Origin of the sequence: Adlercreutzia sp. ZJ473, from assembly GCF_013185065.1 — a bacterium.
Classification (GTDB): Bacteria; Actinomycetota; Coriobacteriia; order Coriobacteriales; family Eggerthellaceae; genus CAAEEV01.
The window spans coordinates 1-13454 of sequence record NZ_JAAVTO010000029.1 but is presented as its reverse complement, the minus strand read 5'-3'; the positions used below and the strand labels follow the sequence as shown (position 1 = coordinate 13454).

14 protein-coding genes are annotated in these 13454 nt (G+C 46.7%); all 14 read left to right on the top strand.

The window, feature by feature from the left end; translation table 11 throughout:
• The first annotated feature begins 7 nt into the window (after window positions 1-7).
• On the top strand, window positions 8-598 hold the full coding sequence (locus HRL41_RS12335) for a DapH/DapD/GlmU-related protein (protein ID WP_172136140.1): 591 nt from the start codon (window positions 8-10) through the stop codon (window positions 596-598).
• The gene (locus tag HRL41_RS06945; RefSeq protein WP_172136139.1) at window positions 595-1503 is read left to right on the top strand and encodes an alpha-1,2-fucosyltransferase; all 909 of its coding nucleotides are present in this window, start codon (window positions 595-597) and stop codon (window positions 1501-1503) included. The genes HRL41_RS12335 and HRL41_RS06945 overlap by 4 nt, the downstream gene beginning before the upstream one ends.
• An 8-nt stretch (window positions 1504-1511) precedes the next feature.
• The gene (locus tag HRL41_RS06940; RefSeq protein WP_172136138.1) at window positions 1512-2348 is read left to right on the top strand and encodes an NAD(P)-dependent oxidoreductase; all 837 of its coding nucleotides are present in this window, start codon (window positions 1512-1514) and stop codon (window positions 2346-2348) included.
• Between the two features lie 126 nt (window positions 2349-2474).
• Entirely contained in the window at window positions 2475-3170 is a 696-nt protein-coding gene (locus HRL41_RS06935) for a hypothetical protein (protein WP_371808813.1), read from the top strand.
• Window positions 3164-4432 carry an O-antigen polymerase gene (locus tag HRL41_RS06930; RefSeq protein WP_172136137.1) on the top strand — a complete coding sequence of 423 codons (1269 nt, stop codon included), beginning with the start codon at window positions 3164-3166 and terminating at the stop codon, window positions 4430-4432. Before HRL41_RS06935 ends, HRL41_RS06930 begins: the two co-directional genes overlap by 7 nt.
• 71 nt (window positions 4433-4503) lie before the next feature.
• Window positions 4504-5856, top strand: coding sequence for a hypothetical protein (locus HRL41_RS06925; protein ID WP_172136136.1), 1353 nt, complete (start codon window positions 4504-4506; stop codon window positions 5854-5856).
• Window positions 5853-6764 (top strand): glucose-1-phosphate thymidylyltransferase RfbA, encoded by a 912-nt coding sequence (gene rfbA, locus HRL41_RS06920; RefSeq protein ID WP_172136135.1) that lies wholly within the window; start codon window positions 5853-5855, stop codon window positions 6762-6764. Before HRL41_RS06925 ends, rfbA begins: the two co-directional genes overlap by 4 nt.
• Before the next feature lie 13 nt (window positions 6765-6777).
• Complete coding sequence (gene rfbD / locus HRL41_RS06915) at window positions 6778-7680, top strand: dTDP-4-dehydrorhamnose reductase (RefSeq protein ID WP_172136134.1); 903 nt, start codon at window positions 6778-6780, stop codon at window positions 7678-7680.
• A 69-nt stretch (window positions 7681-7749) separates the two neighbouring features.
• Window positions 7750-8766, top strand: a complete 1017-nt coding sequence (gene rfbB, locus HRL41_RS06910; RefSeq protein ID WP_172136133.1) for a dTDP-glucose 4,6-dehydratase — start codon at window positions 7750-7752, stop codon at window positions 8764-8766.
• Window positions 8767-8778: 12 nt separating this feature from the next.
• Window positions 8779-9381, top strand: a complete 603-nt coding sequence (rfbC, locus tag HRL41_RS06905) for a dTDP-4-dehydrorhamnose 3,5-epimerase (RefSeq protein ID WP_172136132.1) — start codon at window positions 8779-8781, stop codon at window positions 9379-9381.
• 116 nt (window positions 9382-9497) lie between these two features.
• Window positions 9498-10724 (top strand): nucleotide sugar dehydrogenase, encoded by a 1227-nt coding sequence (locus HRL41_RS06900; RefSeq protein WP_172136131.1) that lies wholly within the window; start codon window positions 9498-9500, stop codon window positions 10722-10724.
• A gap of 300 nt (window positions 10725-11024) precedes the next feature.
• The gene (mobC, locus tag HRL41_RS06895) at window positions 11025-11405 is read left to right on the top strand and encodes a plasmid mobilization relaxosome protein MobC (RefSeq protein WP_172136130.1); all 381 of its coding nucleotides are present in this window, start codon (window positions 11025-11027) and stop codon (window positions 11403-11405) included.
• Complete coding sequence (locus tag HRL41_RS06890; RefSeq protein WP_172136129.1) at window positions 11392-12942, top strand: relaxase/mobilization nuclease domain-containing protein; 1551 nt, start codon at window positions 11392-11394, stop codon at window positions 12940-12942. Before mobC ends, HRL41_RS06890 begins: the two co-directional genes overlap by 14 nt.
• Window positions 12943-13139: 197 nt before the next feature.
• On the top strand, window positions 13140-13454 hold a 315-nt coding region (locus HRL41_RS06885), incomplete at its 3' end, for a hypothetical protein (protein ID WP_172136128.1).

Sequence of the window (13454 nt, the reverse complement as noted above, 5' to 3'; positions counted from 1 at the left end):
GTTGTACATGGATATAAAAAGGGTGATTAAAGCACTTGTTTCATCACTGCGACACGTTCCAAGTACGATTGCGATTCAGCATGGGTCAGGTTTGGTGATCGGTAAAGATTTTAGTTGCCGCAGGCCTAAGTATGTTGCATTCGGGAAAAATATATCGCTGGGAAAAAGATGCAGACTTTACTGCTATGACAGGCATGGTGGGGAATCTTTGTCTCCCAGTTTAACTATCGGAGACAATACCATGTTTGGTGATGATTGTAGATTTCTAGTGGCAGATGATTGCTGTATAGGTAATAACGTTCTTGCAGCTTCGTATATCTTGATTACGACAGAGAATCATGGCATGTATTGCTGCGATGAGGGATACTCGCAGCAGCCTTTAATTACTGCTCCTGTTGCTATTGAAGATAACTGTTGGATAGGCGAAAACGTTGTTGTACTTCCTGGGGTAAGAATAGGATATAACTCCATTATAGGAGCGGGCTCTGTAGTGAATAAAGATATCCCCCCCTGTTCTATCGCGGTTGGCAATCCTGTGCGTGTAATAAAGAGATGGGACTCCGCCAGCAATCAATGGATAAGGCATATCGATAAATGATTGTTGTGCGTTTAATAGGTGGCTTGGGAAACCAAATGTTCCAGTATGCGTATGCCCTGAGTCTTTCCAAGTTGCTCAATGATGACGATATTGTATTTGATCTAGGTTCTTTTGAGTCTTATGGAATACGAGATTATGGATTAGATGGCCTTTCTATCCCTGAAACCCGAATGATAAACGATTTTCCACTTGAGAAACGAGAATATCGAAGGGCACGGATGGCACAGAAGCTCTATAGAGGATTGCAAAAAATCATCAGAACTGCAAATAATACTGACTGTATTGGCGAAAGAGTATTTGATTGGTTTGCAAATCAAGGCTTTTATTTCAATTTCGACGCCTATTACTATAAGCCACCCGTTTCTGATAGAGAGATCAGATATGTTTACGGGTATTTTCAGGGCGCTACTCATTTCGAGTCCGTCGAAAAGCAGATACGAGAGGAGTTTAGGGTATCGTTGCCGATCAAATCCCTCGAATCTGAATACCTTAGAGCGATATGCTCTTGCGAGAACCCTGTTGGAGTCAGCATTCGTTGCGGTCATGGTTATAAAGGAACAAACTTAGATGTATGTGATCCTGAATACTACTATCGCGGAATGCGTCTGGTTAACACTTTAGTTGACAACGCAAAATTTTTTGTTTTTTCAGATGATCTGGATCATGTAAGACAGTCCTTTGTTTTTCCTTTCGAAGTCGTGTATGTAGAGGGTCTGAACGCTCATGAGTCGTTGAGAGCGCTTTACTCTTGTAAGCAATTTGTTATAGCAAATAGCACTTTTTCATGGTGGGGCGCATATCTAAGTGCTTACCCTCAAAAAATAATCGTTGCACCAAAGCGGTGGAGACGAAACTCCAAGGGCATTCCTGATGTTTATTCTATAAACGCTAACTATTTATTGTAGGAGCATCTATGAGCAAAGGCGAAGTAGTTTTAGTAACGGGGGCAAATGGCTATATTGGTCGTCATGTTGTGGACGAGCTGATACGCGCGGATTATCGAGTTATTGCTGTCGATAGGTCCAAAGAGGATTTAGATCCGAAAGCTAGTTTTTTTGCTCGTGATGTTTTTGGTGAAATAGATGATCTTTTAGAGGTGTCTGATGTTTTGATTCACCTCGCATGGCGTAACGGGTTCAATCACTCCCATTTTTCGCATATAGAAGATTTGCCCCTACATGTTGATCTACTACGTCGAGCTGTTGATAGAAACGTTAAAAAGATTGCAGTTATGGGCTCCATGCATGAGATTGGTTATTGGGAGGGAAAAGTTGACAGCGCTACACCATGCAATCCCATGTCTTTTTATGGTGTCTCAAAGAATGCCTTGCGTGAGCTGGCGGAGATTATATGCCAGAATTCTCAGACACGGTTATTTTGGCTGAGAGGCTATTATCTTGTTGGTGATAATAGTAGAGCTCAGTCTATATTTGCAAAAATAGACCAAGCGGCAAAAAGGGGGGATTGCTCTTTTCCTTTAAATTCAGGAAAGAACAAATATGACTTTCTTTCTATTACGGAAGCAGCTCGTCAAATTGTTGCAATTGTTGGACAGGAAAAGTATACGGGGATAATTAATGTCTGTAGCGGCACTTCTGTTGCCTTGGGGGAATATGTATCTGACTACATTGAATCAAAAGGATACGAATTAGACATAGACTTTGATGCTTTTCCGGATAGACCGTACGATTCACCAGAAATATTTGGTGACTCTACGGTGATTGACTCAATAATGAATGATCGGTTGTGATGTATTTTGCCCGAGTCCTATGACGTTGTCTTTATAGTGCTAACTTATCGAAACACAAAAGATCTAGAGACATTTCTTGAATCTACTGTTCAAAAAATCCATAACTATACATTCCATATCGTAATCGTGAATAGCTACTATGACGATGTGTCCGAAAATGAGTTCCAGCGTTTAGCAAATCAGTATGGAGCTGATTTCTTAAGCGTTGAAAATAGGGGATACGGCTATGGGAACAATGTCGGAATAACCCATGCTGTTTCAGAGTATGCTTTTCAATGGCTTGTTGTGTCAAATCCAGATACGGTGATTGAAGAATTCTCTTTGAATGGGTTTAATCCTTTGGAAAAAAGTATTCTTGCACCAGATATAAGAACGTTATCTGGAAAAAGACAAAACCCAATGATTGCTAAGAGAAGCAAGTTGGCCGAACGCCTAATCTATCTAGGCTTTAAAAACGAAAGCAGATTGTTGCTGTGTTTAGGGGTTTGTGCAAATAAGATAATTCGAGAATTGTTTGCTTTAGGTTGTCACAGGGAGAATAAAACAGTCTATCAGCCTCATGGTAGCTTCATCGTTTTTTCGTTGTCTGCAATAGAAGCGCTATATCCTGTTTTCGATGAAGGCATTTTTTTATTTGCGGAAGAAGGTCTTCTAGCCTGGAATTCAGCTAAAAATGGCGTTCGAGTCTTATATTGTCCATCGATTCGGGTTGTCCATAAACAAGATGGATCAATGAAATTCTTAGATGATATTAACACTCAGCTTAAAGACTCCAATATTTATGTTTATGAAAAAATTCTAAAGGGCGAGAATTCATGCTGATTCTTGTCACTTTCTTATTGGGCCTGCTGTGTTTTATAGCAAGGCGTATAACTGGAACTTGGCTACAACCAATTAATATTTTTTGTTTTGTTTGGATGGTCAGTATAGTTGGTTCTTTTGCAGCTGAAGATTTGCCATGGAACATGGTGGGTCCTCTATGGCTTTTTGGCATGCTGGTATGTACGTTATTGGGATATCTCATCGGAAAGCAAGCATTCTTTAAGCAAGGTTGCTGTCAAAATGCTGCTATTGGGCTAGGAGCCAACAAGAGACTTGGTTTGAAAATAGACGAAATAATGGTATTGGTATCATTTATTTCGCTTGGATTGGCCTACTTTCTTATACAGGCATCAACGTATGGTATTTCATTCTCGTCTTTTGCGAGCGTTTCATCTACTCTTGATATGACCTCTTCTATTAGCGCAGAACGCTATTTGGGAACAAAGTCATCTGGGATAGCGTCTCAAATACTGGTCTGCTTTGTTTATGCTGCAGCCGGGATAGGTGGGTATTTATTTAACCATACGCAAAAAAGATCAGAACGAGCACTGTGCTTATGTACTTTAATTCCCATAACTTTGCTTATGCTAACAACGAGCGGCAAAGCGGGCTTTATTGGGTCTGCGATGCTGTGGATTTGCTTTTATTTTGCCAGGTATTTTTCAATTCACAAACGTCTTCCTGAGGTGACTGCAAGAAGATTCATTCTAGGCGCAATCGTTGCCATTGCTCTATTATTCCTATTCTATCTTACTTTTTTACTGAGATTTGGCTCTTTTGATTCATGGGCTGTTCAGGCAGCGCTTGATAAGTATTCAGTATACTTATTCGGAGAAGTTTGGAATTTTGATTATTGGGCCTCTAAGTATTCTGTTTCAAATTATGAATTTGGTCTCAATACGTTTATGGCCCCTTTTGTTCAACTAGGATTTGTGTCTCGTATAGGTGGAGTTTATACGGTTCTTGCATCTGGGCACGGCAATGTTTTCAGTGCCTTTCGCGGACTCATTCTTGATTATGGGTTTTGTGGAGGACTTCTCTTTATGTTGATTTTGGGTTTTGTAGAGGGTGCACTGTGTCAATTGATATATCGAGGAAGAGAAACGAGTCCAATAGTTGAGGTTGCATACTCCGCGATTCTGTATTTCTATCTCTATTCCTTTATTATTTCGCCTTGGATATACGGAACCTATATCGCTGCCTTTTTGATTATTGCAGTAGTGTGCAAGTTCTTAGCTAGGAATCAATTACAGAGCTTTTAGCTATGTCCTTAAACCGTATTACCAAAAACGTTGCTATCGCTCTGTTCTCTCAGGGTATTTCCTTTCTAGTAATGGCATCAGTGTCTTTCCTGATGCCAAAAATACTAGGAGTTGCTGACTATGGATATTGGCAACTATTTCTTCTGTACGCAAGTTATGTTGGCTTTGGTCATTTCGGATTTAATGATGGCGTGTATTTGCGCTTAGGCGGCACTCCAAGAAGCGAGGTAGACAAAAGGGAGGCCAAAGGGCAATTTCTCCTTGAATCTGCAACGCAAATGTGTTTGGGTATCATTATTGCTTTTACGTCATTTGTTTTTATCGAAGACACAGAGAGAGTGTTTGTTCTTTGCTCAGTAGCAATCTTGCTCGTGGTTAATAATCTTGCCAATTTTATGGGATATATATTTCAAGCAATGGATGAAACGAGGCTATACTCGTATTCTATAGTGATAAATCGTAGTGCATTCTTTTTAAGTATTGTTATTCTTGTTCTATTTAAGGCAGACTCTTTCAAGGCCTTTGTTGTCTTTTATATCTTGTCTCAGATTATTGCTTTTGTTTTTAATCTATTCAATTTTCGCGATTTTCTTGCTACAAAAAGAATGCCTACATTAAAAACCTGCATCAAAAGATCTGTAGCAGATGTAAAAGCTGGGTGTAAGTTGATGTTAGCGAATTTAGCTAGCAGCCTAATCCTAGGAATAGCGCAGTTTACTATTGAAGGTACTTGGGGTATAGAAACCTTCAGTATATATTCGTTAGCTATCTCTCTTTCGACATTTTCTCTATCTTTCATTAATCAGGTGTCTATGGTCTTGTTTCCGGCTCTAAGACAAGAGAAAAACATATCGGCTATATATCAGAGGTTGCAGCAAGGATTGGACGTATTGCTTCCTCTAACATTTTTTCTTTATTTCCCTATATTCATTGTCGTTTCATGGTGGCTACCGGATTATTCGGAGTCTATGCTAATTCTTCCGGTTTTGTTGCCGTTATGCGTGTTTGATGGGCGTATGTCAATTCTCTCAACGACGTATTTTAAGGTTCTAAGAGAAGAGACAAGGCTTCTTGGAGTTAATGTGTTCGCTTGTGGTTTGAGCGCGGGTTTTTCTTTATTGGGGTCTTTAGTAATTGGTTCCCCTTTTGCGGTGGTGCTGGGTGGAGTGTTGGCTATTGTTTGCAGAAGTGCAATATCAGAACGGTATTTTGCTCATAAGCTGAACCAAAAGTATATCAAGAGTTTTATCGGTAATCTTCTTGTCTCGATGATCTTTCTTCTCTGCTCTTTAGCACTGGACTGTTTAGCTGGATTTGTTGTTTTCCTCGCGGCTTATTGTGCGTGGATTCTTGTAGATACAAATAGAAGATCTTTGATTTTGTCAATCTGTGTTAGCGCTATTGAGAGGTGGAAACAACTATGAAAGGCATTGTTCTTGCGGGTGGCAGTGGTAGTCGTTTATATCCACTCACCAGTGTAACGAGCAAACAGCTTTTGCCGATCTACGACAAGCCGATGATCTACTATCCGCTATCAGTTCTGATGTTGGCAGGCATTAGAGAAATTTTAGTTATCTCTACTCCTACTGATCTTCCTAACTTTAAACGACTTTTAGGTGATGGTTCACGTTTTGGTGTGAGCTTTTCTTATGCTGAACAACCTTCACCTGACGGTCTTGCTCAAGCTTTTCTCATTGGAGAAGAGTTCATCTCGGGTGAGCCTTGCGCACTTGTTTTAGGTGACAATATCTTTTTTGGTAATGGATTAAAGAAACGTCTTCGTGCAGCAGTAGAGCGGGCCGAAGCACAAGGGGGAGCTACTGTTTTTGGATATCATGTTGATGACCCAGAACGCTTCGGGGTTGTTGAGTTTGATAAAGACTTCAATGCAGTATCTATTGAAGAGAAGCCAGAGCATCCTAAATCAAACTATGCCGTAACGGGGCTTTACTTCTATGACTCCAGAGTGTGCGAGATGGCAAAACTAGTTAAACCAAGTGCACGTGGTGAGTTGGAGATCACCACCTTAAATCAAATGTATTTGGGAGATGGGTCCTTGAACGTTGTCACTTTAGGTCGTGGTTTTGCTTGGTTAGACACTGGTACCATGGAGTCATTGTTCGAGGCAGGTGAGTTCGTGCGTTCAGTTGAACGTAGTCAAGACTTGCCTGTTAGTGTTCCTGAAGAGATTGCTTTTGAGAATGGCTGGATCTCAAAAGATGAGCTTATAGAGGCAGCTTCTCAATACGGCAAATCAGTCTATGGCAGGCATTTACGGAAAGTCTCTGAAGGGCAAATCGTGCCTGGGGTAAATCGCAACCAGGTAAGTTAAAGAAGGACTACTTATGAGAATTCTTATTACAGGTTCTCGTGGTCAGCTTGGCAACGAACTCAAACGCTGCCTCAGTACCATGAAGGCAGAAGTTGGTCCTATTCCTGTCAACTATCTGGGCGCAATGGCCGACTACGTTGATTGCGACGAGCTTGATATCTCAGATCCTATTGCAGTAAGCCAATGGATGGATACCCATGCTTATGATTTAGTTATCAACTGCGCAGCTATTACTGATGTCGACGGTTGTGAGACTGATGAAAAAACAGCCTACAAGGTAAATGCACTCGGTCCTAAGAACCTTGCTAAGAACTGCGCTATACAAGGAGCTAAGTTTGTCCATGTCTCTACCGACTATGTCTTTCCAGGAGACACTCCAGGCGAACGTGTAGAGACCGATGTAACAGGTCCTATATCTGCCTATGGTAGAACCAAGCTTGCAGGAGAGCAGTTTGCGCTTGCTGCTAATCCAAGGACTTTTATTTGCCGTAGTGCCTGGCTCTATGGATACGTTGGCAAGAATTTCGTCAAGACCATGCGTAGCCTTGGCAGGCGTTTAGATGAAGTAACGGTAGTAAATGATCAGTTGGGTAATCCTACTTCAGCTAATGATCTAGCCTATGAGATCTTAAAGATTGCATTAACTGATGCTTACGGAATCTATCACGTAACCAATGAAGGCACCTGCTCGTGGGCTGAGCTTGCTGCCCGCATTATGGAAAAGTCAAATCTATCCTGCAACGTAGTTCCTGTTAGCAGTATGCAATACAAACAAGCTAATCCTGAATCTGCCAACAGACCCCACTATAGTGCTCTTAAAAACCAGCGCTTAACAGATACGGTCGGCAACGAAATGCGTCCCTGGCAAGAAGCACTGGATAGCTACTTACAACATCTACCTGAACTAGAAGGATAACGTTCCAAACACTTTTCCTTATATGAATCACTGTGGTCCTTTGAAAACTGAAGAGAGGCACGATACGATATGACAGACTCGTTTAATCCTCGATCCCTATTAGTCACTGGAGGCTGTGGCTTTATTGGATCTAGCTTCGTTCACTGGGTAGTGAGCAACACTGACTGCAATGTCATCGTGTTAGATAAACTCACTTATGCAGGCAATCCTAAAAATATTGAAGGCCTGCCAACAGATAGGGTAGAGCTAGTTGTAGGGGATATCTGTGACACAAAACTGCTGGATAGACTTGTTCCTCAAGTGGATGCCGTAGTTCACTATGCAGCAGAATCCCACAATGATAACTCCATTGCTAACCCCGAACCTTTCTTAAAGACCAATGTTGAGGGAACCTATCGGTTACTAGAGGCCTGCAGGAAGTATGATAAGCGCTTCCATCATGTATCGACTGATGAAGTCTATGGCGATCTTGCCTTAGATGATCCAGCTAAGTTTACTGAAGAGACTCCCTATCATCCCAGCTCTCCTTACAGTTCTACTAAAGCTGCTAGTGACTTATTGGTAAGAGCCTGGCATCGTACCTTTGGAGTAAAAGCCACAATATCTAACTGCTCCAACAACTACGGACCCTACCAACACGTAGAGAAGTTTATCCCCCGGCAAATTACCAATATCTTATGCGGTATTAAACCTAAACTCTACGGAGATGGCCTTAATGTTCGCGATTGGATTCACACCGAAGATCACTCCAGCGCTGTGTGGACCATCCTTACCAAAGGTCGTATCGGAGAGACGTACTTAATTGGCGCTAATGGCGAGAAGAATAATCTCGAAGTATTGCACTCAATTCTTGAAGCCATGGGCAAATCTCAAGATGACTTTGACTGGGTGAAAGATCGTCCCGGACATGACAGGCGCTATGCCATCGATTCCACCAAGCTTATGACCGAACTTGGCTGGCAACCCAAGCACACTGACTTTGCTCAAGGACTAGCAGACACCATCCAATGGTATCGCGATAACGAAGACTGGTGGCGTCCTGTCAAGGAGGCTACTGAAATCAAGTATGCAAAGAACGGTCAGTAGGGGGTAAGAATCATGGCGCAAGGAAACCAAATTACAAACGGTAATTTTACCTTTACTGAAACCTCTATTGAGGGAGTAATCATAGTAGACGTTAAATCCTATGGGGACGAGCGTGGCTGCTTCATGGAAACTTACAAGAAGCCTGATTTTGAGGCAGGCGGTATCACCTGTGACTTCGTACAGGATAACCAATCAAGCTCTACTAAAGGCGTTCTTCGTGGTCTTCACTTTCAAATCAACCATCCTCAAGCAAAGTTGGTACGCGTTGTCTCTGGTGAGGTCTTTGATGTTGCGGTTGACCTGAGACGGGACAGCCTTACCTATGGCAAATGGGAGGGTGTGAACCTCTCCTCCGAAAACAGACGTCAATTCTTTATTCCTCGCGGCTTTGCTCATGGATTCTTGGTTCTCTCAGACACTGCAGAGTTCTGCTACAAGTGCGATGACGTCTATCATCCCAATGACGAGGGTGGTCTTATGTGGAACGATCCTGCTATAGGGATCAAATGGCCTGCCATGCAGGGGGACGATGTCTTCGATCTTGCCAAGGTAGTGCTGAGTGAGAAGGATGAGAGGCATCCGCTTCTAGCCAGTATAAAAGACTCATTATTCTGAAAACAGCTTTTTTGGTGTTCATATTTCAGAGGTAATTCTCTAGGTCGTTGAAAGGAGTGCCAAAACAAGGTGGCTTTTATTTGCACTTTGAAAACTGAAGAGAAGGAAAAGAACTTATGAAAATCGCTGTAGCGGGAACGGGTTATGTCGGTCTTTCTTTGGCAGTATTACTGTCACAGAACAACTTTGTTTATGCGGTAGATGTAGTACCTGAAAAAATTGAACTATTACGGAACAAACAAAGCCCCATCGCCGATGCTGAGATTGAAGACTTCCTGGCTAACAAAGATCTTGATTTGCATCCTACCTTGGATGGGGAGCAAGCCTATAGGGAATCTGAGATAGTCGTCATAGCAACACCTACCAACTATGACACAGAACGTAACTTCTTTGATACTCGCTATGTCGAACAAGTCATAGAGCTAGTACTCAAAGTAAATCCAACAGCGGTTATGGTTATAAAGTCCACGGTACCTGTTGGTTATACCAAGTCTTTGTGCGAGCGCTATCCATCTGCTCGTTTTCTTTTTAGTCCTGAGTTTTTGCGAGAAGGCCATGCGCTCTACGACAACTTGCACCCTTCTCGCATTATCGTTGGTGTTCCTTCTGAGAGTTCCTACATTGGTGAGCTTGAAACAGCAGCAACCAAGTTCGTGTCACTCTTAGCTGAAGGGGCACAAGATTCACGCGATAGTATTCCCACTCTTATCATGCGAGCAACTGAAGCTGAGGCGGTAAAGCTCTTTGCCAATACCTACCTTGCTCTTCGCGTATCTTATTTCAACGAACTTGATACCTATGCCAGTGTGCGAGGTCTTGATGCCAGTCAAATCATTGAAGGGGTAGGCTATGACCCTCGCATTGGAAGCCATTACAACAACCCTTCTTTTGGCTATGGAGGATATTGCCTACCTAAAGACACCAAGCAATTACTTGCTAACTACAAGGATGTTCCTCAAAACTTGATTGAGGCCATAGTAGAGGCCAACCGTACCCGTAAAGACTATATTGCCGAAGAGGTGGTAGACCAGGTATGGAAGCTAGTCTATGCAGGAGTTGAAAAACCGGTAGTGGGTATCTATCGCCTCACCATGAAATCAGGCTCTGATAATTTCCGTGCTAGTTCCATCCAGGGCATCATGAAGCGCGTTAAGGCTAAGGGTATTCCTGTTGTGGTGTATGAGCCGATGCTTGACGCTCCCGAGCTCTTCGGCAGTGAGGTCACCCACGACTTGGGGACGTTCAAGCGGCGCTGCGATTTGATCGTCGCCAACCGCTGGAGCCCCGAGCTCGGCGACGTGGAGGCCAAGGTCTACACCCGAGATCTGTTCCGGAGGGACTGATCCTAAGTGCAGCCCCGCAGAAGAGAAGTCAGCTACCTAACACGCTTTGTTTCTGGGCTCGTCTGTGCAGCCGTACGTTTCAGGAAAGTTTGAGTGTGGAGCGAGATTCTTCTTCCTGCCAATTAATGAATTTCAAGCACCCTCCGGGGTGCTTTTCATTTGCAGGAAGATCTCGTCAGGAGGGATCCTGACACCTCCAGAAGAGTTGGTCGCGATACGCGCCCAGGAGAAGAAAAACGTTCCAAATCTGAGCGAGGCTGTCCTTCAGGCAATGTAAATTGCCATTCGAAGGAGGCTGATTTGGCTCGAAAACCGAAGGACCCCGAGTTGCGGAAAACCCGCACGGTCAACGTCTCGCTGACCGAGTCGCAGTACCAGGCGCTCGTTGGCGAGGCGCGGAGGCAGGGCGTCAGCGTGGGCGGGTACGTCCGCCAGGTCATCGACGGCCGAAGCGTCGTCGTCAAGCACGAGATCGTCCTGGACGCCTCGCAGGTGGTGCCGGTCCTGCGGGAGCTCTCCCGCGTCGGCAACAACCTCAACCAAGCGGTTCACCTGTGCAATTCGCGCAAGCGGATAGACGACGACCTCGAGCTGCGCCTGCGCAGGCAGCTGACTGAGATCCACGGGCTCTGCTCGGAGCTGTCGAGGGTTGCCGGAGGCGTTCCGAATGGCCGTCGTTAAGCACCTCGCGAACCACTCGGGAAACTACCAGGGCGCGATCGACTACCTCGTCTTCCAACATGACGAGGTGACCGGCAGGGCGGTCAGGGACGATGAGGGCAACCCGATCCTCCGCGAGGAGTTCTACATGGACGGCGTAAACTGCGAGCCGCTCTCGTTCGCCGCCGAGTGCAGGATCTCCAACAGGCAGCACGGGAAGAACCAGGGCAAGGACGAGATCAAGGCCCACCACTACATCATCTCCTACGACCCGCGCGACGTCGAGGTCGGCCTGACCCCGCAAGAGGCGCAGGCCATGTCGCTGGCGCTGGCGAAGGAGTGGTTCGGCGGGCACCAGTGCGTCGTCTTCACCCACCCGGACGGCTCGGAGGGGTCCGGCAACATCCACACGCACATCGTCCTCAACTCCCTGCGCATCAAAGACGAGCCGGAGCGCGGCTGGATGCAGGGCAAGAGCTGGCTTTGGAGGGCTGGCTGCAAGCACCAGGCCAGCGACAAGTTCATCGCCGAGCTCAAGCAGGCCGTCATGGACATGTGCCAGCGACGCGGCCTCCACCAGGTCGACCTCCTGTCTCCTGCGAAGGCCGATCGCGTGACGGAGAGGGAGTACTGGTCTGGGCGCCACCTGTCGGCGAAGCGGGTCGCGTCTGCCGCGAAGGATACCGGTGATCTTTCGCGAAAGCCCGACGGCGTGCTCACGCGCAAGGCCTACGTCCGAAAGGCCGTGCGCGACGCGACCGCGACAGCCGTGGACTTCGGCACCTTCGCAGGGATCCTGGACGAGAAGTACGGGCTTGGATGCGTGCTGAGCAACGGGAGGATCTACTACAAGCACCCGGATGACGCACGTCAGATCAAAGGGCGTCAGCTCGGCCTGGACTACGAGTGGCCCGTGATCGCCGAGGCCATTCAATCGAGGATCGAGCATGGCGAGACGCGCGAGCGGCTCGGCCTGCTGGTCGAGCTGGAGGCAGCTCAGAAGGCCATGCGGTCTCCGGCGTATGCGCGCAAGGTGCGCGTGTCGAACGTTCGGCGCTTGGCCAAGACGATCGCCTTCGTCCAAGAGAGCGGAATCAGCTCCCTCGAGGACTTGAATCGCTCCTGCGATTTCGCGCAGGACGTACGCGACGCTGCGCGCAAGGCGCTTGCAGACGTTGACGCCGAGCTCAGCTCGGTCAATCGCGCGATCAGGGCGCGTGGCGCGTACTTCGGCAACAAGCGTGTCGTGGACCAGTACCGAAGGTGCACCGACAAGCAGAGGTTCTACTCCGCGCACCGCAGGGAGCTCGACGCGTTCATGAGGGCGCAAAGGGAGCTGAAGGGCTTGTTTCCCGGCGGCGAGGTTCCGAGCATGGATGATCTGAAGTCGCGCAAGGAAGCGCTGCAGGCCCTTCGCAACGAGCGCTACGAGAGCTTCTGCGAGGCCCGATACCAGCTCCGCGAGTTCGTGACCGCGCGCAGGAACATCGAGGCTGCGCTACGTCCTCGGGAGGGCGTGCCGCGCCGGGCGAGGGGCGACGTGGGTCTGGACGTGTAGCGTCGAAGGCGGGAAGACGACGCGCTCCCTCGCTGGCTAGTAAACCTGATTGGTACCAGCAATCAACAAACCTTGGTACCGCCGATCAACTGAACTGGTACCGCGCATAAACACACCCGGTACCGCATTTGTCGAGCATAGAATTCCGTGACGAGCATCCAATTCGGGATGCCCTGACGGAAAGGGGCTCGATGCCTATGTCAAAGAACAAGAAGATCCTCATGATGCTCGCCAAGGGAGGGGCGAGCCAGTCCGACATCGCCGCCGCGCTGCACGTCAGCAAGCGCGACGTGTCGGCCGGGGCCAGGGCGATCAGGGAGCACCGCCTGACCTTCGACGCTGTCAGCTCCATGGATGCCGACGCCATCGACGAGCTGTTCTTCCCGAAGGAGGAGCGGGAGCCCAACGATGCATACTTGCAGCAGGACATGGCGCCGCTCGTCGAGCGCAAGAAGAAGAACCGGAAGCTCCCGGTCAAGCTCTTCTGGATAGAGTACTGCGATCGCGCAGAG

Excerpts from the sequence above, each read along its gene's own strand:
- rfbC (WP_172136132.1), top strand. The coding sequence starts at position 8,779 with ATGGCGCAAGGAAACCAAATTACAAACGGTAATTTTACCTTTACTGAA.
- HRL41_RS06925 (WP_172136136.1), top strand. The coding sequence starts at position 4,504 with ATGGCATCAGTGTCTTTCCTGATGCCAAAAATACTAGGAGTTGCTGAC.
- HRL41_RS06940 (WP_172136138.1), top strand. The coding sequence starts at position 1,512 with ATGAGCAAAGGCGAAGTAGTTTTAGTAACGGGGGCAAATGGCTATATT.
- HRL41_RS06890 (WP_172136129.1), top strand. The coding sequence starts at position 11,392 with ATGGCCGTCGTTAAGCACCTCGCGAACCACTCGGGAAACTACCAGGGC.
- HRL41_RS06900 (WP_172136131.1), top strand. The coding sequence starts at position 9,498 with ATGAAAATCGCTGTAGCGGGAACGGGTTATGTCGGTCTTTCTTTGGCA.
- rfbB (WP_172136133.1), top strand. The coding sequence starts at position 7,750 with ATGACAGACTCGTTTAATCCTCGATCCCTATTAGTCACTGGAGGCTGT.
- HRL41_RS06930 (WP_172136137.1), top strand. The coding sequence starts at position 3,164 with ATGCTGATTCTTGTCACTTTCTTATTGGGCCTGCTGTGTTTTATAGCA.
- HRL41_RS06945 (WP_172136139.1), top strand. The coding sequence starts at position 595 with ATGATTGTTGTGCGTTTAATAGGTGGCTTGGGAAACCAAATGTTCCAG.
- rfbA (WP_172136135.1), top strand. The coding sequence starts at position 5,853 with ATGAAAGGCATTGTTCTTGCGGGTGGCAGTGGTAGTCGTTTATATCCA.
- HRL41_RS12335 (WP_172136140.1), top strand. The coding sequence starts at position 8 with ATGGATATAAAAAGGGTGATTAAAGCACTTGTTTCATCACTGCGACAC.
- rfbD (WP_172136134.1), top strand. The coding sequence starts at position 6,778 with ATGAGAATTCTTATTACAGGTTCTCGTGGTCAGCTTGGCAACGAACTC.